Annotated in this window: 26 protein-coding genes and 1 tRNA gene; 16 read left to right on the top strand and 11 right to left on the bottom strand. The window is 68.1% G+C overall.

Annotated elements, in window-relative coordinates; genetic code table 11:
- Positions 1–95: 95 nt before the first annotated feature.
- The 7 genes from pth (at position 96) to ASF34_RS01820 (ending at position 4,475) form a co-directional block, all read left to right on the top strand.
- Positions 96–716, top strand: coding sequence for an aminoacyl-tRNA hydrolase (pth, locus tag ASF34_RS01850; RefSeq protein ID WP_018042755.1), 621 nt, complete (start codon positions 96–98; stop codon positions 714–716).
- A 47-nt stretch (positions 717–763) separates the two neighbouring features.
- Positions 764–1,045: a hypothetical protein gene (locus ASF34_RS01845; protein ID WP_082494065.1), complete on the top strand. Its 282-nt coding sequence runs from the start codon at positions 764–766 to the stop codon at positions 1,043–1,045.
- Entirely contained in the window at positions 981–1,427 is a 447-nt protein-coding gene (locus ASF34_RS01840; protein WP_082494031.1) for a PIN domain-containing protein, read from the top strand. Before ASF34_RS01845 ends, ASF34_RS01840 begins: the two co-directional genes overlap by 65 nt.
- Before the next feature lie 13 nt (positions 1,428–1,440).
- Entirely contained in the window at positions 1,441–2,538 is a 1,098-nt protein-coding gene (ychF, locus tag ASF34_RS01835; protein ID WP_018042758.1) for a redox-regulated ATPase YchF, read from the top strand.
- A 300-nt stretch (positions 2,539–2,838) separates the two neighbouring features.
- A complete protein-coding gene (locus ASF34_RS01830) occupies positions 2,839–3,834 on the top strand; it encodes a MaoC family dehydratase (RefSeq protein WP_056158125.1) in 996 nt (331 codons plus the stop codon).
- A gap of 87 nt (positions 3,835–3,921) precedes the next feature.
- A complete protein-coding gene (locus tag ASF34_RS01825; RefSeq protein ID WP_026175752.1) occupies positions 3,922–4,146 on the top strand; it encodes an antitoxin MazE family protein in 225 nt (74 codons plus the stop codon).
- A complete protein-coding gene (locus ASF34_RS01820) occupies positions 4,143–4,475 on the top strand; it encodes a type II toxin-antitoxin system PemK/MazF family toxin (RefSeq protein WP_026175753.1) in 333 nt (110 codons plus the stop codon). Before ASF34_RS01825 ends, ASF34_RS01820 begins: the two co-directional genes overlap by 4 nt.
- A gap of 61 nt (positions 4,476–4,536) precedes the next feature.
- Here ASF34_RS01820 and mtnA read toward each other — a convergent pair whose 3' ends face one another.
- The 4 genes from mtnA to trmD form a co-directional block, all read right to left on the bottom strand.
- A complete protein-coding gene (gene mtnA, locus ASF34_RS01815) occupies positions 4,537–5,634 on the bottom strand; it encodes an S-methyl-5-thioribose-1-phosphate isomerase (RefSeq protein ID WP_056158122.1) in 1,098 nt (365 codons plus the stop codon).
- A gap of 268 nt (positions 5,635–5,902) precedes the next feature.
- Positions 5,903–7,495, bottom strand: a complete 1,593-nt coding sequence (gene serA, locus ASF34_RS01810; RefSeq protein WP_056158119.1) for a phosphoglycerate dehydrogenase — start codon at positions 7,493–7,495, stop codon at positions 5,903–5,905.
- A 209-nt stretch (positions 7,496–7,704) separates the two neighbouring features.
- A complete protein-coding gene (locus ASF34_RS01805) occupies positions 7,705–8,871 on the bottom strand; it encodes a phosphoserine transaminase (protein WP_056158116.1) in 1,167 nt (388 codons plus the stop codon).
- Positions 8,872–9,028: 157 nt separating this feature from the next.
- Positions 9,029–9,745, bottom strand: a complete 717-nt coding sequence (trmD, locus tag ASF34_RS01800; protein ID WP_056158114.1) for a tRNA (guanosine(37)-N1)-methyltransferase TrmD — start codon at positions 9,743–9,745, stop codon at positions 9,029–9,031.
- A 137-nt stretch (positions 9,746–9,882) separates the two neighbouring features.
- On the opposite strand from trmD, the gene ASF34_RS01795 reads away from it, so the two are divergent.
- Both ASF34_RS01795 and ASF34_RS01790 read left to right on the top strand, forming a co-directional pair.
- Complete coding sequence (locus ASF34_RS01795; RefSeq protein ID WP_056158111.1) at positions 9,883–10,623, top strand: class I SAM-dependent methyltransferase; 741 nt, start codon at positions 9,883–9,885, stop codon at positions 10,621–10,623.
- A gap of 79 nt (positions 10,624–10,702) precedes the next feature.
- Positions 10,703–11,494 (top strand): bestrophin-like domain, encoded by a 792-nt coding sequence (locus ASF34_RS01790; RefSeq protein ID WP_056158109.1) that lies wholly within the window; start codon positions 10,703–10,705, stop codon positions 11,492–11,494.
- A gap of 28 nt (positions 11,495–11,522) precedes the next feature.
- On the opposite strand, the gene rimM is transcribed toward ASF34_RS01790, so the two are convergent.
- From rimM to ASF34_RS01770, 4 genes are all read right to left on the bottom strand, one after another.
- The gene (rimM, locus tag ASF34_RS01785; RefSeq protein WP_056158106.1) at positions 11,523–12,209 is read right to left on the bottom strand and encodes a ribosome maturation factor RimM; all 687 of its coding nucleotides are present in this window, start codon (positions 12,207–12,209) and stop codon (positions 11,523–11,525) included.
- Positions 12,210–12,221: 12 nt separating this feature from the next.
- On the bottom strand, positions 12,222–12,584 hold the full coding sequence (rpsP, locus tag ASF34_RS01780; protein WP_018042769.1) for a 30S ribosomal protein S16: 363 nt from the start codon (positions 12,582–12,584) through the stop codon (positions 12,222–12,224).
- Between the two features lie 111 nt (positions 12,585–12,695).
- Positions 12,696–14,270 carry a signal recognition particle protein gene (ffh, locus tag ASF34_RS01775; RefSeq protein ID WP_018042770.1) on the bottom strand — a complete coding sequence of 525 codons (1,575 nt, stop codon included), beginning with the start codon at positions 14,268–14,270 and terminating at the stop codon, positions 12,696–12,698.
- A 17-nt stretch (positions 14,271–14,287) separates the two neighbouring features.
- Positions 14,288–14,518 carry a hypothetical protein gene (locus ASF34_RS01770; RefSeq protein WP_056144470.1) on the bottom strand — a complete coding sequence of 77 codons (231 nt, stop codon included), beginning with the start codon at positions 14,516–14,518 and terminating at the stop codon, positions 14,288–14,290.
- Between the two features lie 403 nt (positions 14,519–14,921).
- On the opposite strand from ASF34_RS01770, the gene ASF34_RS01765 reads away from it, so the two are divergent.
- Entirely contained in the window at positions 14,922–16,151 is a 1,230-nt protein-coding gene (locus ASF34_RS01765) for a GGDEF domain-containing protein (protein WP_056158103.1), read from the top strand.
- 157 nt (positions 16,152–16,308) lie between these two features.
- Here the strand turns inward: ASF34_RS01765 and ASF34_RS01760 are convergent, their stop codons facing one another.
- Entirely contained in the window at positions 16,309–16,677 is a 369-nt protein-coding gene (locus ASF34_RS01760) for a hypothetical protein (RefSeq protein WP_056158094.1), read from the bottom strand.
- 76 nt (positions 16,678–16,753) lie between these two features.
- A complete protein-coding gene (locus ASF34_RS01755; RefSeq protein ID WP_026175756.1) occupies positions 16,754–17,776 on the bottom strand; it encodes an LLM class flavin-dependent oxidoreductase in 1,023 nt (340 codons plus the stop codon).
- A gap of 185 nt (positions 17,777–17,961) precedes the next feature.
- Between ASF34_RS01755 and ASF34_RS01750 the strand changes: the two genes are divergently transcribed.
- Positions 17,962–18,876: an MBL fold metallo-hydrolase gene (locus tag ASF34_RS01750; protein ID WP_056158086.1), complete on the top strand. Its 915-nt coding sequence runs from the start codon at positions 17,962–17,964 to the stop codon at positions 18,874–18,876.
- 1 nt (position 18,877) lies between these two features.
- Here the strand turns inward: ASF34_RS01750 and ASF34_RS01745 are convergent, their stop codons facing one another.
- On the bottom strand, positions 18,878–19,579 hold the full coding sequence (locus ASF34_RS01745; RefSeq protein ID WP_056158083.1) for a glutathione binding-like protein: 702 nt from the start codon (positions 19,577–19,579) through the stop codon (positions 18,878–18,880).
- Between the two features lie 212 nt (positions 19,580–19,791).
- Here ASF34_RS01745 and ASF34_RS01740 point away from each other — a divergent pair, with 212 nt between their 5' ends.
- From ASF34_RS01740 to ASF34_RS01720, 5 genes are all read left to right on the top strand, one after another.
- Entirely contained in the window at positions 19,792–20,055 is a 264-nt protein-coding gene (locus ASF34_RS01740; protein WP_147832538.1) for a hypothetical protein, read from the top strand.
- 53 nt (positions 20,056–20,108) lie between these two features.
- On the top strand, positions 20,109–20,303 hold the full coding sequence (locus ASF34_RS01735; protein ID WP_056158080.1) for a hypothetical protein: 195 nt from the start codon (positions 20,109–20,111) through the stop codon (positions 20,301–20,303).
- A 72-nt stretch (positions 20,304–20,375) separates the two neighbouring features.
- Positions 20,376–20,627: a PilZ domain-containing protein gene (locus tag ASF34_RS01730; RefSeq protein WP_018042780.1), complete on the top strand. Its 252-nt coding sequence runs from the start codon at positions 20,376–20,378 to the stop codon at positions 20,625–20,627.
- Between the two features lie 128 nt (positions 20,628–20,755).
- Positions 20,756–20,832, top strand: a tRNA-Pro gene (locus ASF34_RS01725).
- Between the two features lie 49 nt (positions 20,833–20,881).
- Positions 20,882–21,193, top strand: coding sequence for an ETC complex I subunit (locus ASF34_RS01720; RefSeq protein ID WP_018042781.1), 312 nt, complete (start codon positions 20,882–20,884; stop codon positions 21,191–21,193).
- The last annotated feature ends 52 nt before the right edge of the window (positions 21,194–21,245 follow it).

Genomic DNA, 21,245 nt, shown 5'->3' with positions numbered 1-21,245 from the left:
CCAGATCTTCTGCTTTGCCGCGCTCTTTTCCGCCGAACCGGCATCCACTTCGGCGGAGAGCGCTCTCGTGACGAACTCGTCTTGGAGATGATGCCATGCGCCTGATCGTCGGGCTCGGCAATCCAGGGGCCCGCTATGCGGGCAACCGCCACAATATCGGTTTTCTCGCCCTCGACGAGATGGCGCGCGTCCACCGCGCCGCGCCCTGGCGGCGCAAGTTCCAGGGCGAGGTGACCGAGGCGACGCTCGGCAGCGAACGGGTCGTCCTGCTGAAGCCGCAGACCTTCATGAACGAATCCGGCCGCTCGGTCTCGGAAGCGCAGCGCTTCTACAAGATCGCCCTCGCCGACGTCATCGTCCTGCACGACGAACTCGACCTCGCCCCGGCCAAGCTCCGGGTGAAGCTCGGCGGCGGCAATGCCGGCCATAACGGCCTGCGCTCGATCACCGCCCAATGCGGCAACGATTACCGGCGCGTCCGTCTCGGCATCGGTCATCCGGGCGACAAGGCCCTGGTTCATGCCTACGTGCTGAACGATTTCGGCAAGGGCGAGCGGGCCTGGGTGGAGGATCTCTGCCGCGCCGTGGCGGACCACGCTCCGCTGCTGGCCCAGGGCGAGGATGCGAGCTTCCAGAACAAGGTCCACCTCGCCATGGCGGGCCGGGGCTGGGACGACGTCAAGCAGGTCAATGCGGCGGCCACCGGCCGTGATTGACACGAAAACACGGGAACACGATATCTCCGGTCCTGGAGGTGGACATCATGAAGAACCTCACCATCACGCTGGAGGAAGACCTTTTCGCGTGGGCACGGGTCGAGGCGGCGAAGCGCGGGCAAAGCCTGTCGCGTTTCGTGAGCCAGGCCTTGGCCGACCGCAGGACACCCAAGGTCGCGGATCAGTTGGCCGCCTTGAGCGCCTTTCTCGACGGTCCCGGCTGGTCGGGCGTGTCCGAAAACCTGCCCGGGCGCGAGGAGCTCTATGACCGACCGGCTGTTCTTCGATACGAACCTGCTGGTCTACGCCATGGATCCGGCGGCGGCTGACAGGCGGGCGACGAGTGTGCGCCTGATCAAACTGGCATTCGGTCAACGCCGGCTCGTGATCAGTCCGCAAATCCTCAACGAGTGCTACGCCGTCCTGGTGCACAAGCGTAAACTCGTCACGCCGAGCGCCGCCGCCGCTTATCTGGCGACCCTCTATCCTGCTTGCACGGCAGCGCTGGATACGCAGGCCCACCGCACGGCGATCGCGATAGAGATGCAGTATCGCCTCTCCTGGTGGGACAGCCTGGCCATCGCATCGGCCATCCAGGCCGGGTGCAAATCTTTCGTGTCCGAAGACCTGTCCGATGGACAGATCCTCGACACGGTTCGGGTCATCAACCCGTTCACGCCTCACGCCAGCGCTACGCTGGCACTCACCTGACGGACACGCGATCATGGGCTTCAAATGCGGCATCGTCGGCCTGCCGAACGTCGGCAAGTCGACCCTCTTCAACGCGCTGACGCAGACCGCGGCGGCACAGGCGGCGAATTACCCGTTCTGCACCATCGAGCCGAATGTCGGCGAGGTGGCGGTGCCGGACCCGCGCCTCGACGATCTGGCGCGGATCGCCACGTCGAAGGAGATCATCCCCACGCGGCTGACCTTCGTGGACATTGCCGGCCTCGTGCGCGGCGCCTCGAAGGGGGAGGGGCTCGGCAACCAGTTCCTCGCCAATATCCGCGAGGTCGATGCCATCGCCCATGTGGTGCGCTGCTTCACCGATGGTGACGTGACCCATGTGGAGGGCAAGGTCGACCCGAAGGCGGATATCGAGACCATCGAGACCGAGCTGATGCTCGCCGATCTCGACAGCCTGGAGAAGCGCCTGTTCGCCCTGGAGAAGAAGGCCAAGGGCGCCGACAAGGAAGCCAAGGAGATGCTCGACCTCGTCCAGCGGGCATTGCCGCTGCTGCGCGAGGGCAAGCCCGCCCGTCTGGTAAGCCGCAAGCCGGAGGAGGAAAAGCTGTTCCAGACCCTCGGGCTGATGACGGCCAAACCCGTCCTCTACGTCTGCAACGTGGACGAGGGCGATGCCGACAAGGGCAACGCCTATTCCGAGGCGGTGATCGCCCAGGCCAAGGCCGAGGGTGCGCGCGCGGTGGTGGTCTCGGCCAAGATCGAGAGCGAGATCGCCGTGATGCCGCTGGCCGACCAGGGCGACTTCCTCGAAGCGGTGGGGCTCGTGGAGCCGGGCCTCAACCGCGTCATCCGCGCGGGCTACGAGCTTCTCGGCCTCATCACCTACTTCACCGTGGGTCCGAAGGAGGCGCGCGCCTGGACCATCGAGAAGGGCACCCGCGCGCCTGCCGCCGCCGGCGTGATCCATACGGATTTCGAGAAGGGCTTCATCCGCGCCGAGACCATCGCGTTCGACGATTACACCACGCTGAAGGGCGAGAGCGGCGCCAAGGAGGCCGGCAAGTTCCGGCTCGAAGGCAAGGACTACGTGGTGCAGGACGGAGACGTGCTGCATTTCCGCTTCGCCAATTGAGGAACTGGACCGGCCTGTCGGCATCCGCCGGGGTGAGGACGCCCATCCCCTCTCCCCGCAGGCGGGGAGAGGGAAGCGACGACCTCGTCGTCGGCGCGGCGAGGCGGCAGCCGACGGTGAGGGGGCTCGTCCGAACGAGCCTCCTCCGGCACGGCCCCCTCACCCTCGCTCCGCTCATCACAAGCACGACGAGGTGCTGGTGATCCTCTCCCCGCAAGCGGGGAGAGGCGGGCCGCCCCTGTAGCGAGCGCAACGCCATCCTTCGACCCGAAACTCTTCGACCCGAAGACGAGAGGTTCAATGACCGGCATCACCTTCGAGGATTTCACCCCCGGCGACGTCATCGAGGGCGGCCCGCTCACGGTGACGCGGGAGGCGATCGTCGCCTTCGCGCGGGAGTTCGATCCGCAGCCCTTCCACCTCGACGAGGAGGCCGCGAAGGCGACGCTGGCGGGGCAGTTGATCGGCTCCGGCTGGCAGACGGCCGGGTTCGGCATGCGCCTGCTCCAGGCCCATGTCTTTCGCGGCGCCACCTCCATGGGCTCGCCCGGCATCTCGCAGCTGCGCTGGCTCCGCCCCGTCCTGCCGGGTGACGCTTTGCGGATCGTCACCAAGGTGGAGGAGTGCCGCGCCTCGAACTCGAAGCCGGATCGCGGCTTCGTCCGCTTCACCCTCACGGTCGTGAACGGGCGCGACGAGTCGGTCATGATTCAGGCGTTTACCGTCATGTTCGCCCGGCGCGGGGCCGATCCCCTGCCGCCCCGCGCGGTGACGCCAGGCGACCCGGTCGAGGTGATCGAGGGCGACGATGCGGAGACGCTCCTCTTCCTCAAACAGGCGAAGCTCGGCACGATCCGCGATCTCGGCCGGCACGTCTTCACCCCGGAGGCGATCATCGCCTTCGCGAGGGACTACGACCCGCAGGCCTTCCATCTCGATGCGGACGCCGCCCGAAAGACCCATTTCGGCGCCCTCTGCGCCTCGGGCTGGCACACGGCGGCCGTGTGGATGAAGCGCCTGCACATCACCCGCCAGCGCGATATCGCCCTGACGGAACGGGCCGGTCCTGTGCCGCAGCTCGGCCCCTCGCCGGGCTTTCGCGACATGCGCTGGCTCGCCCCGGTCTATGCCGGCGACACGATTCGCTACGCCTGCACCCTCCTCGACAAGCGCGAGTCGGCCTCACGCCCCGGCTGGGGCGTCGCGACCCACCACAACACCGCGCAGAACCAGCGCGGGGAACGGGTGTTCGAGTTTACCGGGTCGGTGTTCTGGCAATGGGACGCCCCCGTTTGATGGAGACGGTCCGATGCCGAAGGCAGATGCCTTTGGCATTCGTGCTCCGGAGTGGTTAGCATGGGCCGTCAAGCCCCGAGGTTTGCCATGAACGCCCCACCGAAGTCCGAACAGACCACAGAGACGATCCGTCAGCGTCACGCTCGCTTGCGCCGCCAGGGTCTGAAGCCGGTGAGAATCTGGATTCCGGACCCAAGCTCCTCGTCGTTCGCCGAGGAAGCGCATCGGCAATCGGCGGCCGTCGCCACGAGCCGTCATGCCGAGGACGATCAGAGCTTCATCAATGCCGCATCGTCTTGGGACGAGGCGTGAGGCGAGGGGAGATTTGGACGGTCTCAGGGGGAAAGGATTACGCCGGTAAGCCACGTCCGGTCGTGATCATTCAGGATGATCGCTTCGACGCCACCGAGTCCATCACGGTCTGTGCATTGACGACCGATCCGACGGACGCACCCCTATTCCGGGTCCCACTGACGCCAAGCATGCGGAATGGTCTGCGCGCTCCGTCTCGCCTGATGGCCGACAAGGTGACGACCGTTCCGAAGTCCAAGCTCGGCAACAAGATAGGAACTTTGGACGAGGACGAGATCGCCCGGCTCGACCGGGCGATCTTCGTTTTCCTCGGTCTAGCCTCGATATGACCGGTCGAGTCGAAAAAGGGCCCTGAGCAGCCGCCGGGAAAGGCGCGGAGTCGTCCCTCGGCTAAGCCGCCGAGCGCCGCTCCGGATACAGCGCCAACAATCCCTCCGCATCCGCCGAGGCCACGCCGCGCTCAGTGATGATGCCCGTCACCAGCCGCGCCGGCGTCACGTCGAAGGCGGGGTTCGCCACCGGGCTGCCGGGCGACACCACTTCGATCGTGGCAAAGCCGCCATCGGCGAGGCGGCCGGTGAGGTGGGAGACCTCGCGGCCGTCGCGCTCCTCGATCGGGATCTGGGCGACGCCGTCGTCCAGGGTCCAGTCGATGGTGGAGAAGGGCAGGGCGGCATAGAACGGGATGCGGTTGTCGGAGGCCGCCAGCGCCTTCAGGTAGGTGCCGATCTTGTTGCAGACGTCGCCCGAGGCCGTGGTGCGGTCCGAGCCGACGATGCAGACGTCGATCTCGCCATGCTGCATCAGGTGGCCACCGGCATTGTCGGCGATGACGGTGTGCGGCACGCCGTGGGCATTGAGCTCGAAGGCGGTGAGCGCCGCGCCCTGGTTTCGCGGCCGGGTCTCGTCCACGTAGACATGGACCGGGATGCCGGCCTCGTGCGCCACGTAGATCGGCGCGAGGGCGGTGCCCCAATCCACCGTGGCGAGCCAACCGGCGTTGCAATGGGTGAGCACGTTGAGGCGGCGACCTTTGGCCTCGTGCAGATCGGCCAGGATCGCGGCGCCGTGGCGGCCGATGGCATGGCAGCTTTCGACATCCTCCTCGGCGATGCGCCCGGCCTCGGCGAAGGCGTAGGCGGCGCGCTCCGAGACTTCGACCTCGCGCAGCTTGGCGGCGACACGGTCCAGCGCCCAGCGCAGGTTGATGGCGGTGGGGCGGGTGGCGGCCAGGGTCTCGACGGCATGGTCGATCCCGGCATCGGAAGCGTCCCGTCGCAGGCCCAGGGCAAGGCCGTAGGCCGCCGTCACCCCGATGAGAGGTGCTCCCCGCACGATCATGGTGCGGATGGCGACGGCCGCTTCGTCCAGGGTGGCGAGCCGCTTCATCTCGAAGGCGAAGGGCAGGCGGGTCTGGTCGATGACCTCGACGGACGCGCCGTCGGCGGCGGGCAGGATGGTGCGGTAGGGTGTGCCGTCGATGTTCATGCGCGGGCCTCTCGCATGTTCCGGGCGGAAGGGCCAGTCCTTGGGCCACGCGCCCGCCCCATCGCAGAGCGCGGAGCGATCGACCAGGCCGCGTCGATCGACCGAACATCCGGTGTTGCACCACGTCATCCCGGGGCCGCGCAGCGGAGCCCGGGATCCAGAAACGCAGGTCGAGCAAGACTATTCGCCGTTGGCGGCTCTGGATCCCGGGCTCGCCTTCGGCGCCCCGGGATGACGGCAGCGTGCCCCCTACAAGAGGGCTACGCGCTCAGAAGCTTACCGGCCGTGCCCGCTTCACCTGCGGGATCGTCTCGATCTCCGCCCGCACGCTCTCCGAGATCGGCGCATCCACGGCGCAGAAGCAGATGGCGTTGCCGCCTTCCTCCTCGCGGCCGAGGTTGAAGGTCGCGACATTGACGCCGGCCTCGCCCAGGATGGTGCCCAGCCGGCCGATGAAGCCCGGCTTGTCGTGGTTGCGCACGTAGAGCATGTGCGGCGCGAAGGCGGCGTCGATGGCGATGGAGCGGATCTCGATGATCCGGGGCTTGCCGTCATGGAACACCGTCCCGGCGGCGTCGCGCGGCATGTCCTCGGCATCCACGGTGATGCGGATGACGGATTCGTAGTCGCTCGCGCCGCCCTCGCGCTTGATCTCGTCCACCACGATGCCGCGCTCCCGCGCCAGGGCGGGGGCGGACACCATGTTGATGTCCTGCAGGAACGGCCGCAGCGCCCCGGTCACCGCTGCCGCGGTGAGCGCGCGGGTGTTCATGCCCGCGACCGCGCCCTCGTAGGTGATGCGGATGCCCTCGATCGGCGCGTCCGTGAGCTGGCCGAGGAACGAGCCGAGCTTTTCGGCCAAAGCCACGAACGGCTTCAACCGGGGAGCCTCATCGGCCGAAATCGACGGGAAGTTGATCGCGTTGGTGATCGCCCCGGTCATCAGGTAATCGGACATCTGCTCGGCGGCCTGCAGGGCCACGTTCTCCTGCGCCTCGTTGGTGGAGGCGCCGAGATGCGGCGTGCAGATGACGTTCGGGTGGCCGAAGAGCGGGTTGGCGGTGGCGGGCTCCTCGATGAACACGTCGAAGGCCGCCCCGGCCACATGGCCCGAATCGAGGGCGGCACGCAGCGCCAGCTCGTCCACGAGGCCGCCACGGGCGCAGTTGACGATGCGCACGCCGGGCTTCGTCCGGGCGAGGTTCTCGGCCGACAGGATGTTGCGGGTCTTGTCGGTCATCGGCACGTGGAGCGTGATGATGTCGGCCCGTGCCAGCAGCGCGTCGAGCTCGACCTTCTCCACGCCGATCTCGAGGGCGCGTTCGGGGGAGAGGTAGGGGTCGTAGGCCACGACCTTGAGCTTCAGGCCCACCGCGCGGTCGGCCACGATGGCGCCGATATTGCCGCAGCCGATGATGCCCAGCGTCTTGCCCGTGAGCTCGACGCCCATGAAGCGGTTCTTCTCCCACTTGCCGGCCTGGGTGGAGAGATCCGCCTGCGGGATCTGCCGCGCGAGAGCGAACATCATCGCGATGGCGTGTTCGGCGGTGGTGATGGAATTGCCGAAGGGCGTGTTCATGACGATGACGCCGCGCGCCGTGGCGGCGGCGACATCGACGTTGTCGACGCCGATTCCCGCCCGGCCGATGACCTTCAGCCGCGAGGTCTGGGCCAGCACCTTCTCCGTGACCTTGGTGGCCGAGCGGATGGCGAGACCGTCGTAATGGCCGATGACGGCCGCGAAGCGTTCCTTGTCCTTGCCGAGGTTGGGGAAGAAGTCGACGTCGATTCCACGGTCACGGAAGATCTGGACGGCCGCGTTCGAGAGGGAATCGGAAATGAGCACCTTGGGAGCAGCCATGATGGCCTCCGGCTCTTGAGGAAGGGAATTATTTCGGAGGTGAGGCGTGAGGGCGCGGCAGGTCTCAACCCTCCCCCCATTGCGGGGGAGGGTGGTCGCGGAGCGACCGGGAGAGGGGACGACCTCTCCGGACGGCGCGCTCCCCTCACCCGACCCGCTGCGCGGGCCACCCTCTCCCGCGGAGGGGAGAGGGGGAGGGAAGCATTGCCTCAGGCAGCCTTGGCGAGCTTCGCCTTCTGGGCGGCGTAGGCCCAGTCGAGCCAGGGCATCAGGGCCTCGAGATCCGAGGTCTCCACCGTGCCGCCGCACCAGATGCGCAGGCCAGCCGGCGCGTCGCGATAGGCGCCGATGTCGAAGGCGATCCCCTCGGCATCGAGCGTGTCGGCGATGCCCTTGGCGACCGCCGCCACGGTGGCGTCACCCTTGGCCAGCACGTCCGGATCGGTGATGACGAGGCAGACGCCGGTGTTCGAATACGTCGCCGGGTCGACGGCGAGGTGCCCGATCCAGGGGGTCCGCGCCACCCAGTCGTGGACGACCTTGGTATTGGCGTCGGCGCGGGCATGGAGCGCGTCGAGACCGCCGATGCTCTGCGCCCAGCGCAGGGTGTCGAGGTAATCCTCCACCGCGAGGAGCGAGGGCGTGTTGATCGTGTCGCCCTTGAAGATGCCCTCGATCAGCTTGCCGCCCTTGGCCATGCGGAAGACCTTCGGGATCGGCCAGGCGGGGGTGTTGCTCTCGATGCGCGCGACGGCGCGGGGCGAGAGGATCAGCATGCCGTGCGCGGCCTCGCCGCCCATCACCTTCTGCCAGGAGAAGGTGACGACATCGAGCTTGGCCCAGTCGAGGGGCATGGCGAAGGCGGCCGACGTCGCGTCGCAGATGGTCACGCCTTCACGGTCGGCGGCGATCCAGTCGCCATTCGGCACGCGGACGCCGGCGGCGGTGCCGTTCCAGGTGAAGATGACGTCGTTGTGCTTGGTGTCGATGGCCGACAGGTCCGGCAGCACGCCATAGGCGGTCTCGTGGACGATTGGCGAGATCTTCAGTTCCTGCAGCGCGTCCGTGACCCATTCGGAGCCGAAGGCTTCCCAGGCGGCCACTTCGACGGTCTTGGGGCCGAGCATCGACCACATGGCCATCTCGACGGCGCCGGTATCGGAGGCGGGGACGATGGCGATGCGGTAATCGGCGGGCACGCGCAGCACGGTGCGGGTCAGCTCGATGGCCTCGACCAGCTTGGCCTTGCCGGCGGGGGAGCGGTGCGAGCGGCCGAGCGCGGCGTTCTGAAGGGCCTGCAGGGTCCAGCCGGGACGCTTGGTGCAGGGGCCGGACGAGAAATTCGGCACGCGGGGGCGCGTGGTGGGACGTGTCATGACAAAGTCCATCCTTACAGATGAATGCTCCTCGTTGGGGAGGAGTGGCCCGGCGCTGCCAATGGACCCGTCCCGGCGACTTAGCAAGATGCTCGGGCGATAAATTCAGTCCCGCCCGGCACAACGGAGCGGGTATTTCCGATCAAGTCTTTGAGAATCAGGCCTTTGTCGGGTGAGACTTGCTCGCACCCATCAGGTCGGGCCGGCGCTCGCGGGTGATCCGTTCCGCCTCCTCCCGCCGCCAGCGGGCGATGGCGCCATGGTTGCCGCCGGTGAGGATGTCGGGAATCGCACGGCCCTCCCATTCCCGCGGCCGAGTGTAGTGCGGGTATTCGAGGAGCCCGCCCTCGAAACTCTCCTCGTCGCCCGAGACCGCCTTGCCCATGACGCCGGGCAGCAGGCGCACGCAGGCATCGATGGCGACGAAGGCCGCGACCTCCCCGCCCGACAGGATGTAGTCGCCGATGGAGACCTCCTCGAGGCCCCGCGCCGCGATGACCCGCTCGTCCACCCCCTCGAACCGGCCGCAGACCACGACGATGCCCGGCCCCTCCGCCAGCTCGCGCACGCGCGCTTGCGTCAGGGGGCGGCCGCGCGGGCTCATGAGCAGACGGGGGCGGGTATCGCCGGGGGAGGCAACGGCATCGATGGCCGCGCCGAGCACGTCGCAGCGCAGCACCATGCCCGCGCCGCCGCCGGCCGGGGTGTCGTCCACCGCCCGGTGGCGCCCGATCCCGTGCTCGCGGATCTGCCGGGCTTCGAGCGCCCAGGTTCCGCGCGCGAGCGCATCGCCCGAGAGCGACATCCCGAGGAGGCCGGGAAACATCTCCGGGTAGAGGGTGAGGATCGTGGCGGACCAGGGCGCGGGCGTCATGGCGCTTGATGGCGCGTGTGGTGAGGGCGGGTCAACAACGCCCTTCTTTCTTACGCCGCGACAGGCTCCGCCGACGAACGCCAACGCGCCGCAACCGGGGGAGGGCACTTCCGGGCGGGCCGCTTCGTTGTCTCGCCATGCCTCCTCGTCTCGCCCTCGCGGCCGTCCTCACCCTCATCGTCCCGGCCTTCGCCGCAGAACCGCTGGCACCTCCCGGCGCCCCCGCCTCCGCCTTTCCGAAGCCGGACAGGCCGGTGGCCGAGATCATCGCGCCGCTCTGGGCGTCGGAAGCCCAGCGCGACAAGGTCGACGAGGTCGGCCAGGTCGCCCGGCTGATGCGGATCGCGCCCGGGGAGACGGTGGCCGATATCGGGGCCGGCAGCGGCTATTACACGGTGCGTCTGGCCGAGCGGGTCGGGCCGCAGGGGCGGATCGTCGCCGAGGACGTGACGCCGCGTTACCTCGCCGACCTGACGGCCCGCATCGCGCAGGCCAAGCTCGGCAACGTCACCGTGGTGCGGGGCGAGCCCCATGATCCGAGGCTCCCGCCCGGCTCCCTCGACGCGGCCCTGCTGGTCCACATGTACCACGAGATCAGCCAGCCCTATGGCCTCCTGCACAACCTCGCCGCCGCGATGAAGCCCGGCGGCCGGGTCGGGATCGTCGATGCCGACGCGATTCCCTCTCGGCACGGGACGCCGCCGGCCCTGCTCCGGTGCGAACTCGCGGCGGCGGGCTACCGAGAGACCGGCTTCTCGGTGCTGGAGGGCGGGGTCGGCTATCTCGCGATCTTCGAGGCGCCCACGGTCGACGCGCGTCCCGCCCCCTCCGCGATCACCCCGTGCAAGGACGTGGCGACGCGATCCGACCGGCGGTGATCGCGCCCGGATTCACGGTTCGGTAGCGGCGAAGCGCTAGGGTGGCCCCGCCTCGAACACCGAGCGGGAGAATGAGTGCGTGGTCCTGACGTTTTGGCTCGATCAGCCTGTCTGGCTGATGTTCGTCCTTCTGAGCGCCGTCTTCGCGGTCTGCATGGGTGCCATCAGCCTTCTCTCCACCTGGTCCGCGACGCGGCCGGGCATGCACAAGCTCGGGATCGGCGTCGTCGCCCCCTATTTCAACGCCATCTCGGTGATGCTGGCGCTGCTCACGGGCTTCGTGGCCAACGACGCCTGGGAGCGTCAGCGGCAGGCGACGAAGATCGTCCAGTCGGAGAAGACCAACCTCCTCGCCGTGCATGACCTGAGCCTCGCCACGGCCTCCGACATGTCCGCGATCCGCTCCAAGCTGGTCGCCTATGCGAACGCGCTGATCGACGACGAATGGCCGAAGATGACGGTGGGCGAGTCGTCGGCGACCGCCAACGAGGCCCTGGGCGAGTTGATGCAGTCCGTGGCCGATCCCCGGCACAGCGCCGAGGCGGGAGCCGCCGCGCATGGGAGCCTTCTCGACGCGGTGATGAACCTGCGGGCCGAGCGCGGCACGCGCCTCGGCCTCGCCGACGTTCAGGGCGACCAGTCGAAATGGCTGACGCTGATGGTGCTGGCGCTGCTCACCCTCGTGTCCATCGGGCTGATCCACGTGGACAAGCCGGTGCCGCAGGCCGTGGCGATGATCCTGTTCTCGGTCGCCACGGTGACGACGCTGGGCATGATCGGATTGCACGAGCGGCCCTTCGACGGGCCGATGCCGGTGACGTCGGCGCCGCTGGAGATGGCGCGGACGGCGATGACGACCGTCAAGCCCTGAGCGACGGCCCGGTCGGGTCGCCCGCGCCTCAGGCGGGCTCGTCGGGCGGCTTCGGCCCGGCGGGGGCGAACAGGTCGTCGGGCGGATCGATCACGATCCGCCCGTTGGCGACGTCGAGGGTCGGGACGAAGGCCTTGGTGAAAGGCAGGAGCGCGGTGGGACCACCGAGGGACGGCTTGATCTCGAGGAGATCGCCGCCGCCGTAATTCGGCACGTCGGTGACGGTGCCGAGGAGTGCGCCGGACACATCCACCACGTCGAGGCCGACGAGATCGGCCGTGAAGAACTCGTCTTCGTCCTCCGCGGTGCCGAGGCGTTCGCGCGGCAGGTAGATGGCGAGGCGATTCAGGGCTTCGGCGCCGTTGCGGTCGGAGACGCCCTTCACCCGCACCACGAGCAGGTCGGGCGAGGCTCCGCCCGCCCGGCGCACGTCGGTGAGCTCGATTCGCTGGCCCCCGGCGCCGATGAGCGGCCCGTAGGAGCCTATGGCCTGCGGGTCGCCGGTATAGGATTTCAGGCGGATTTCGCCGTTGAGCCCGTGCGCACGGCCGAACTCGCCCATCTGGACGAGGCTCGGATCGGTGGACGGGAGCGGCACCTCCGGCATCGGCCGGGGCCGATGCGCGGAGGTCGCCGAGCCCGAGCCGATGCGGCCCGGGCGGTCGCGACGGCCGCCATCGCCGGTGGGGTTGCTGCCTCCGGGACGGCGCGCCATCGCGAAAACGCCTTAGGCCGCGGCGTCTTCGGCCGGGGCGGCGGCCTTCTCGGCGCGCTTGGCGGCGCGCTCCTTGGCCTTCTCGCCCGGCTCGGCCTTCTGCGGGTTGTTGCGCGCGGGGCGCTTGGCGAGGCCGGCGGCGTCGAGGAAGCGCAGGACGCGGTCGGTCGGCTGGGCGCCCTTGGCGAGCCAGGCCTGGATCTTCTCGGACTCGAGCACGATGCGGGCCGGATCGTCCTTGGCCTTCATCGGGTCGTAGACGCCGACCTTCTCGATGAAGCGGCCGTCGCGGGGCGCGCGGGCATCGGCGACGACGATGCGGTAATACGGGCGCTTCTTGGCGCCGCCACGGGTGAGACGGATCTTGAGGGACATGGTGTGCTCCTGGAGGTTGGTGATCTGATCGTTCTGGGCGGATAGCGAGTAGTGAGTAGCGAAGAGGGCCGGCCTGCCGCCCCTTCGCTATTCGCTACTCCCCATTCGCCCCTACTTCTTCTTCCCGAACGGGAAACCGCCGAGGCCCGGCAGACCGCCCGGCCCCTTCGGTCCTCCGAGCCCCGGAAGGCCCGGCATCTTTCCGCCGCCGAAGCCCGGCGGCATGGGAGGCAGCTTGCCGCCCATCTGCTTCTGCATGGCCTCGATCTGCTCGGGCGTCGGCTCGGGCATGCCGGGGGGAAGGCCGGGCATGCCGCCCATCCCGCCGCCCAAGCCACCCCCACCCAGACCGAACATCGAGCCGAGCGCCTGGCCGATGCCGCGCTTACCCGACCCCATCGCCTTCATCATGTCGGCCATGGTCCGGTGCATCTTGAGGAGCTTGTTGAGCTCCTCCACCTTCGTCCCCGACCCCGCGGCGATGCGCTTCTTGCGGGAATTCTTGAGGATGTCGGGATTCTTGCGCTCCTGCGCGGTCATCGAGGAGATGATGGCGCGCTGGCGCTTGAACATGTTCTCGTCGAGATTGGCGCCCTCGACCTGCTTCTTCATGGCGCCCATGCCCGGCAGCATGCCCATCAGGCCGCCGATGCCGCCCATCTTCTCCATCTGGGCGAGCTGCATCGACAGGTCGTCGAGGTCGAACTTGCCCTTGCGCATCTTCTCCGCGGTGCGGAGCGCCTGCTCATGGTCGATGGTCTCGGCCGCCTTCTCCACGAGGGAGACGATGTCGCCCATGCCGAGGATGCGGTTGGCGACGCGGGAGGGATGGAACTCCTCGAGCGCGTCCACCTTCTCGCCGGTGCCGACGAGCTTGATCGGCTTGCCGGTGACGGCGCGCATGGAGAGCGCCGCGCCACCTCGAGAATCGCCGTCCATGCGGGTCAGCACGATGCCGGTGACGCCCAGGCGCTCGTCGAAGGCGCGGGCGGTGACCACCGCGTCCTGGCCGGTGAGCGCATCGGCCACCAGCAGGACTTCGTGGGGATTCGTCGCCGCCTTGACCTCGGCGGCCTCCGCCATCAGCGCCTCGTCGAGGGTGATGCGGCCGGCGGTGTCGAGCATCACCACGTCGAAACCGCCGAGCCGCGCGGCATCCATGGCGCGGCGGGCGATCTGCACCGCCGACTGGCCCTCGACGATGGGCAGGCTGTCGACGCCGACCTGCTTGGCCAGGATCGCCAGCTGCTCCATGGCGGCCGGGCGGCGGGTGTCGAGGGAGGCGAGCAGCACCTTGCGCTTGTCGCGGTTGGTCAGGCGCCGGGCGATCTTGGCGGTGGTGGTGGTCTTGCCCGAGCCCTGGAGGCCGACCATCAGGATGGCGACGGGGGCGGGGGCGTTGAGGTCGATGAGGCCGGCCTCGGAGCCGAGCATGGCCACGAGTTCGTCGTTGACGATCTTCACGACCATCTGGCCGGGCGTCACCGACTTGACGACGACGGCGCCCACCGCCTTCTCACGGACCTTCTCGGTGAAGCCGCGCACCACTTCGAGGGCGACGTCGGCTTCGAGCAGCGCGCGGCGCACCTCACGCAGGGCGGCGGTGACGTCGGCTTCCGTGAGCGCACCGCGACGGGTGAGCCCCGAGAGGATACCGGACAGGCGGTCGGACAGACCTTCGAACATCGTCTGGCTCTCCGAACCTACTGGAACAGGCCGGCGGACGAGACGCGCCGCACCTGCAGCGCCGCCTCGAAGGCGTTGATCGCCGACGCGAACTTGTCCCGGCAATCGGGATTGCAGAACCCGACGACGGACCCGTTGTAGAGCGTCAGGGAATCGGCCGCGATCGGCTTGCCCGACCAGGGGCAGACGTCGTTGACCGCATCCTCGATGCGAAGGGGTTCATGCGCTTGCGACAGGGCGAGACTCACTCGTCTGGATCGGCGGAGCGACGGCCTGTTTCCAACGCGAAACTCGCCCGAGGGCGCATCGCGCTGTCGGGCGTTGACCTCCGGCCTCGCAGGGCCGGTCGGCGTTCGTATTGACGACATGTCGTCGGATATGAGGTTGGCGGACTAGTCCGAGAGCCCGCGCAAGTCAAGATCATGGTCGAGCGGGCGATGCATTCATGTCGACGCCGGCCTTGGGAGTACCTCACGAAACTCCCGGTCGCGTCCCGCTCACGGCTCTTCTTGCTCACGGCGCAACGGCGCAGCGGGAGTTTTGTGAGAGGCACCGAGTCGCCCAAACGGCGGTGAATAGCGTATTCAGACATCCAAACCGCCAAGCTTGCTCAGTGAGCGTGTGACCCGAAAGAGAGAGTGCCCGTCCCGCATGCCGGATTTTTACACGCTGTATCTGGTCGTGCTGATAGCCGGGCTCTCCCACTGCGTGCTCTGGGCCGCCATCCTCTATCGCTACAGGACGCTGCCGGGCGTGCGCTACTGGCTGGCGGGCAGCGTGGCTCATGTGGCGGGCGGCATCCTGCTCGCCCTCGATGGCGGCGTCGGGAATTTCGCCACCACCGTCGGCGGGAACGCCGTCGCCTGTCTGGCCTTCTATCTGAACACGGTCGGCCTGCGCCGCTTCCACGGGGACGGGCCGCGTTGGGCTCTCCATGCCGGGCTGCTGGCCGCCAGCGTGCTCGCCATGGCACTCACCTGGCAACCCTGGTGGGGCCAGAACCCGCTCTACGTCACGTCGCAATGCATTCCTCTCGCGCTCGCCGTCCTCTATCTCGCCCGGCGCCGGATTCGGGAGCTGGGCGCGCTCATCACGATGAGCGCGCTGACCGTCGCGATCACGGCTCATGGCATCGTCGCCTGCGCGGTGACGGTGAGGCTCAGCGGCATCGCACCGGATGTGTCCCTGGTCTCCCTCGCCGCCATCGACCTGCTGGTCTTCATCCTGGCGGGCATCGTCTGGAATTTCGGCTTCATCGTCTCGGTGGTCGACAACCTGATGGCGACGGTGGAGCGGCTGGCCGCCGAGGACGACCTGACCGGCCTGCCCAATCGCCGAGAGTTCATGCGGCAGCTCGCCGGGGAGTGCGCGCGCGAGACCGGCGAGCCGTTCAGCGTGATGCTGATGGACCTCGACCGGTTCAAGGGGATCAATGACGGTCTCGGCCACGTGGCCGGCGACGCCGCGCTCAAACACGTGGCGGACGTGGTGCGGCGGAGCATCCGCCCCGCCGATATGTTCGCGCGGCTCGGCGGCGACGAATTCGGCATCCTGCTTCGTGGGATCGAGGGGGATGCGGCAACCGAGATCGCCGAGCAGGCCAACGCGGCCCTGCGCGCTTCGCCCTTCCTCTGGCGCGGGGAGACCATCGGGCTGACGATCAGCATCGGCGTGACCTCGGCCGTCCCCGGCAGACACCACACGCCGGAGGAACTCATCGAATGCGCGGATTCTGCGCTCTACGCCACGAAGGGCCGGACACGAGACGGCTGGACATTCCTGCCCTTCGCGTCCCGGCCGGGCTTCGGCGCAGGTCAAACGGGCGGGGCGAAGACCGCGCGCCTGCCCGACCGGGCCTCCCGCATCCCCTTGGCGGGCTGAACCGACCGCCTGCGGTCGAGCGCTATGAGAGTCACGCATCTCGCGGGATGCGTGGGACCCTCCTCCCCACAAGGGGGAGAGGGACGCGCCCTGCCTAAAAGCAGAGGGATAAATGCAGCAGGCTCGGCCGAGAGCGATCAGAGCGAGGCCCCCGGACTCACCGTTCCTCGAATTTCGGCTTCCTCAAGTCCGCCTGAAGTTTCAGCACCTCGTCGATACTCATCGACCGACTGCTCCAGTTCGTCTCCATGATGTTGATGGCGGTGAAGCTGTAATGGGCCTTGCCGCCATAGGCGTCGAACGGCGTGCCGTCCGGGTCCGGCGCCACCGGCTTGACGTAATCGACCCGGTAGGACGGGTGGCCACCCTTGCCCGTGACCGCGATGCGGACCGAGGCATTGCCGTGCCGCTTCTGGCAGAAGCGCATGTTGGTGAGCAGCCGGCTCAGATAGGCGTCGGCCTCCTCCAGGGTGGGGACGACGTCCGCGAGCGTCGCGTCGGAGGGAAGGTGCGTCTTCTTGATCATGTCGGCCCGTGAGGTTGGTGGCGCACCATAGGCACACCGCCCGAGCGATGCGAGACCCCGCCCGGCGGAGCCGGGATCAGCCCGCGACGAGTTCCCGCGCCGGAGCGGCCCGGACCGGCGCCGCGGCGACATCCGCCAGGATCTCGTAGGAGCGCACGCGGGCGGCATGGTCGTGGATGGCGCTCGCCACCATGAGTTCGTCCGCCCCGGTCTCGGCGATCAGGTCGGCGAGCCCCCGGCGCACGGTCTCCGGCGAACCGACGATGGCGCGGGCGAGCATCCCCGAGGCCTGGCGCTTCTCGGAGAACGACCAGTAGGTCTCGATATCGTCGATGGGCGGCGGCAGCAGGCCCCGCGTGCCCCGGAACATGTTGGCGAATTGCTGCTGCGCCGAGGTGAACAGGCGGCGCGCCTCGGCATCGGTCTCGGCCGCCACGACGTTGACGCCCACCATGGCATGGGGCGCCGTCGACTGCTCGGACGGGGTGAAGCGCTCGCGATAGACGGAAAGCGCCTCGATCAGCGCATCCGGCGCGAAATGCGAGGCGAAGGCGTAGGGCAGGCCGAGCATGGCCGCCAGCTGCGCTCCGAACAGGCTGGAGCCGAGGATCCAGAGCGGCACCTTGGTGCCCGTCCCCGGCACGGCCTGGATCACCTGGCCCGGCTGCGCGTCGCCGAGCAGGGCCTGGAGTTCGAGGACGTCCTGCGGAAACTGGTCGGACGTCTCGGGCGAGCGCCGCAGGGCGCGCAAGGTCCGCTGGTCTGTGCCCGGAGCGCGCCCGAGGCCCAGATCGATCCGGCCCGGATACAGGGTCTCCAGCGTGCCGAACTGCTCGGCGATGACCATGGGCGAGTGGTTCGGCAGCATGACCCCGCCGGCCCCGACACGGATTCGGCTCGTGCCCGAGGCGACGTGGCCGATGACGACGGAGGTCGCCGCACTGGCGATGCCCACCATATTGTGGTGTTCCGCGAGCCAGAACCGCCGATAGCCGAGGCGCTCGGCGGCCCGCGCCAGGTCGAGGGTGTTCCGCAGGGCGTCCCCGGGCGTCGCGCCATGCGGCACGAAGGCGAGGTCGAGAACGGAAAGAGGGATCATGAATCGCGTGTCCGTTTGCATGAGCGACCGGCTCGCGCCGGCCATGAACGTTCCCACCCGGAAGAGATCGCGACGCCGCCGCCGCTTCGCAACCGGGCCGTCCGGCGCAGGAGCCATGCGTCCCGGCCGACCCCGAAGCGATCCTCTCGTCATTCGACCCGCGACAGGCCCGCCACGCGACCTATATGGCCGGGCCTCGACATCCCGCCCCGAACCCGAGCAACGCCACCGTGTCTCCCGGATACCTGCCCTTCGCCGGCGCCCTCGATCTCCCCGCCTATACCTGTGACAATTGCGGGTTCTGGCAGCGCCATTTCGCGCCGCCGCCCTCGTGTCCGATGTGCCTCGACGCACGTCACGTGGTGCCGCAGAAGGGCTGGCAGTTCTGGAGCGAGCGCGAGGCGCAGGACCGCTTCCCCTGTCATTGGGAGGAGCTGGAGCCGGGCATCTGGCGCTTCTGGAACGACCCCGTCTCGGGCATCGGGCCGAGCGCCTACCTGATCCAGACGCCCGACGGGAATATGGGCTTCGAGGCCTGCCCGGTCTTCAGCGAGGCGGCGCTGAAGCACATCGCGTCCCTCGGCGGGATGCAGGTGCTCTCTTCCTCGCACCCGCATGCCTATGGGGCGCTGGTGCAGCTGCAGGACCGGTTCGACCCGGAACTCTGCCTTCCGGCCGCCGACTTCATCTGGAGCGCGGCCTTGCAGGTCTCCTGGCCCTACGACGATTTCCTCGAACCGCTGCCCGGCCTCGAACTCCACCGCACGGCGGGGCATTTCGACGGCCACGCGATCCTGTTCGACCGGGGGCGAAAGATCCTGTTCTGCGGCGATGCCCTGAAATTCGAGCTCGACCCGAAGGATTTCCGCCGGGCCGAGACGATCTCGGCCCACAAGGCTTTCGTGCGCGGGGTGCCGCTGACCACCAACGAATTGCGCCGCTACCGCGACGTCTTCGCCCAACTCGACTTCACCCAGACCTGGACCCCGTTCGAGCCGGCCGCCAATTGCGGCCGGGCCGAGGTGCTGGCGCTCATCGACGGCATGCTGGCGACCCGCCCGCACGCCGCCCCGGTGAGGCTGGACAGCCTACGGCGATAGGTCAGACCCGTTTGGCGGTCTGGCCGAACATCACCTTCTTGGCGTCCTCGCTCATGGTCTTGCCGTGGTCGGGGTTGACCTCCGGCGCGCGGGCATAGGCCGCCTTGGTGCCGGGGCGCTCGGCGATGGCCGTGAACCAGCGCTTGAGGTTAGGGAAATCGTCGAGGTTCTGGCCCTGCTTCTCCCAGGGGACGATCCACGGATAGGAGGCCATATCGGCGATGGAGTAATCGGGGCCAGCGACGAAAGCCCGGTCGGCCAGGCGCCGGTCGAGGACACCGTAGAGCCGGTTCGTCTCCTTGACGTAGCGCTCGATGGCGTAGGGGATCTTCTCCGGCGCATATTGCGAGAAGTGGTGGTTCTGGCCGAGCATCGGACCGAGTCCGCCCATCTGCCAGAACAGCCATTGCAGCACCTCGGCCCGACCCGGCAGGTCGGCGGCGATGAAGCGCCCCGTCTTCTCTGCGAGATAGAGCAGGATCGCGCCCGATTCGAAGAGCGTGATCGGAGCGCCGCCCCCCGGCGGGTCGTGATCGACGATGGCCGGCATCCTGTTGTTGGGGGCGATGGCGAGGAAGTCCGACTTGAACTGCTCGCCCTTGCCGATGTTCACCGGCTTGATCGCGTAGGGGAGCCCGACCTCCTCCAGGAACATCGTCACCTTGTGGCCATTCGGCGTCGGCCAGTAATGCAGATCGATCATCGAAATTCCTTTCAGCGCGCCGCGAGTGCCGGGCAACGCCGAAGGTCGAGTTGGCGACCGGCGGCACCGAGGTCAAGCCGCGCCGCTCACGCGAATGCCGGGCTGGTCGAATGGCAGGTCGCTAGAATGCGAGGGATTGTTCGACCGATTGCTTCAGGCTTCTCGTGCTTGCATGATTGCTCACGGGGGTACCCGAGCGGGAGACCGGCAGGATGAGCAGCGCTATCTCGATCAGCGGCGGCGGGATGGTGGCGGCCTCCCAGCGCTTCAGCAACGCGGCGGAACAGATCGCCTCGGTGGGCATGACCATGCCCAGCCCGACCCAGGTGGATCAGGTCCTCCCCAGCCCGACCCAGGTCGACCTGTCGAGCTCGGCCATGCAGCTGATGGAGAGCAAGGCGAGCTTCGAGGTCAACACGGCGGTGATGAAATCGACCCTCGACACCGAGAAACGCGTCCTCGACATCCTCGTGTAGCGTCCCAAGCTGCAAGACATGGCAGCACCATCCATCGACGGAGGCCTCTCCCGATGACGATCACGGTTTCGCTGAACACGCTGGGACTGCTGAAGGCCCTCGACGTGGTGACGAGCGCCCGCATGGAGGCCCTTCGCGATGGGGAGGACGAACCGAAACTGGTCTCGGTCAATGTCGGCGCGCCCACTGCACCGACGGTGACCGCCCGTCCGGCAGGCCAGGACCGTGTCGTCGACGTGATGGTCTGATCCTGTACCGATAGCCTGAAAATTAACCGGCCAGGGTGACAGTCGGCGTCAGGTTAGAGCTGGATCCATGACGTGACCACCAATCGTCGCCGCGCCTCGCGGAAAGGTGCATTCCGCATCGGGGCCCTCTCCTTCGCGGGCGAGCGGGCGGATATCGACTGCCTGGTCTGGGACCAGTCCGAGACCGGCGCACAGATCGAGGTCGAGACTCCGGACGAGGTTCCGGACGAGTTCATCCTGGTGATGACCGCCTACGCCAAACCGCGCGCCTGCACGGTCGTCTGGAGACGGGACCGGAAGCTCGGCGTCGCGTTCTCCGTCTGATCCGCAGCGCCGCCGACAGGGGAGGGGCCGCAGATTTCGGCTCTCCTTCACCATCGTGGCGCTTATCGCTGCGGCGCGCTTGCTGTTTGCTTCCAAAAACCGTACCTCCGCTCTGCGCGCGAGCGTGTCGGGGTGTAGCGCAGCCTGGTAGCGCATCTGGTTTGGGACCAGAGGGTCGTAGGTTCGAATCCTATCGCCCCGACCAATCGCGTGCGTATCGGCCGTTCTCTCCTGCTGGAGCTATCGACCCCACGATGCCGAGTGCTCGAATCTATCAGCCCGCCAAGGATGCCTCCCAATCCGGCACGGCCCGCACCAAGGCCTGGCTACTGGAATTCGACCAGAGCTCCCCGCGCGACACCGACCCCCTGATGGGCTGGACCGGATCGTCGGACATGCTGCAGCAGGTCAGGTTGTCGTTCGAGACCCAGGACGAGGCCGTCGCCTACGCCACCCGCAACGGCATCACCTTCCGGGTAGAGCAGCCCCAGAAGCCCGCGATCCGCAAGGGCCTGTCCTATTCGGACAACTTCAAATTCAACCGCACGGCGCCCTGGACCCACTGAGGTCGCCGGGGCACGGTGGTCGGTGCATTCGGCTCAGAGCTGAATGAGAATC

Source organism: Methylobacterium sp. Leaf106, assembly GCF_001422895.1.
In the GTDB taxonomy this organism is placed as follows: Bacteria; Pseudomonadota; Alphaproteobacteria; order Rhizobiales; family Beijerinckiaceae; genus Methylobacterium; species Methylobacterium bullatum.
The sequence above is the reverse complement of the archived record's forward strand: the minus strand, read 5'-3'. Positions and strand labels throughout refer to the sequence as shown.

Coding starts and splice junctions, on each gene's coding strand:
- ASF34_RS01720 (WP_018042781.1), top strand. CDS start 20,882: ATGCCGAGTGCTCGAATCTATCAGCCCGCCAAGGATGCCTCCCAATCC.
- ffh (WP_018042770.1), bottom strand. CDS start 14,270: ATGTTCGAAGGTCTGTCCGACCGCCTGTCCGGTATCCTCTCGGGGCTC.
- ASF34_RS01765 (WP_056158103.1), top strand. CDS start 14,922: ATGCCGGATTTTTACACGCTGTATCTGGTCGTGCTGATAGCCGGGCTC.
- pth (WP_018042755.1), top strand. CDS start 96: ATGCGCCTGATCGTCGGGCTCGGCAATCCAGGGGCCCGCTATGCGGGC.
- ASF34_RS01755 (WP_026175756.1), bottom strand. CDS start 17,776: ATGATCCCTCTTTCCGTTCTCGACCTCGCCTTCGTGCCGCATGGCGCG.
- ASF34_RS01760 (WP_056158094.1), bottom strand. CDS start 16,677: ATGATCAAGAAGACGCACCTTCCCTCCGACGCGACGCTCGCGGACGTC.
- ASF34_RS01840 (WP_082494031.1), top strand. CDS start 981: ATGACCGACCGGCTGTTCTTCGATACGAACCTGCTGGTCTACGCCATG.
- ASF34_RS01745 (WP_056158083.1), bottom strand. CDS start 19,579: ATGATCGATCTGCATTACTGGCCGACGCCGAATGGCCACAAGGTGACG.
- rimM (WP_056158106.1), bottom strand. CDS start 12,209: ATGGCGCGCCGTCCCGGAGGCAGCAACCCCACCGGCGATGGCGGCCGT.
- ychF (WP_018042758.1), top strand. CDS start 1,441: ATGGGCTTCAAATGCGGCATCGTCGGCCTGCCGAACGTCGGCAAGTCG.
- ASF34_RS01805 (WP_056158116.1), bottom strand. CDS start 8,871: ATGACACGTCCCACCACGCGCCCCCGCGTGCCGAATTTCTCGTCCGGC.
- ASF34_RS01830 (WP_056158125.1), top strand. CDS start 2,839: ATGACCGGCATCACCTTCGAGGATTTCACCCCCGGCGACGTCATCGAG.
- ASF34_RS01750 (WP_056158086.1), top strand. CDS start 17,962: ATGGCCGGGCCTCGACATCCCGCCCCGAACCCGAGCAACGCCACCGTG.
- ASF34_RS01735 (WP_056158080.1), top strand. CDS start 20,109: ATGACGATCACGGTTTCGCTGAACACGCTGGGACTGCTGAAGGCCCTC.
- trmD (WP_056158114.1), bottom strand. CDS start 9,745: ATGACGCCCGCGCCCTGGTCCGCCACGATCCTCACCCTCTACCCGGAG.
- ASF34_RS01740 (WP_147832538.1), top strand. CDS start 19,792: ATGAGCAGCGCTATCTCGATCAGCGGCGGCGGGATGGTGGCGGCCTCC.
- ASF34_RS01825 (WP_026175752.1), top strand. CDS start 3,922: ATGAACGCCCCACCGAAGTCCGAACAGACCACAGAGACGATCCGTCAG.
- rpsP (WP_018042769.1), bottom strand. CDS start 12,584: ATGTCCCTCAAGATCCGTCTCACCCGTGGCGGCGCCAAGAAGCGCCCG.
- mtnA (WP_056158122.1), bottom strand. CDS start 5,634: ATGAACATCGACGGCACACCCTACCGCACCATCCTGCCCGCCGCCGAC.
- ASF34_RS01845 (WP_082494065.1), top strand. CDS start 764: ATGAAGAACCTCACCATCACGCTGGAGGAAGACCTTTTCGCGTGGGCA.
- serA (WP_056158119.1), bottom strand. CDS start 7,495: ATGGCTGCTCCCAAGGTGCTCATTTCCGATTCCCTCTCGAACGCGGCC.
- ASF34_RS01795 (WP_056158111.1), top strand. CDS start 9,883: ATGCCTCCTCGTCTCGCCCTCGCGGCCGTCCTCACCCTCATCGTCCCG.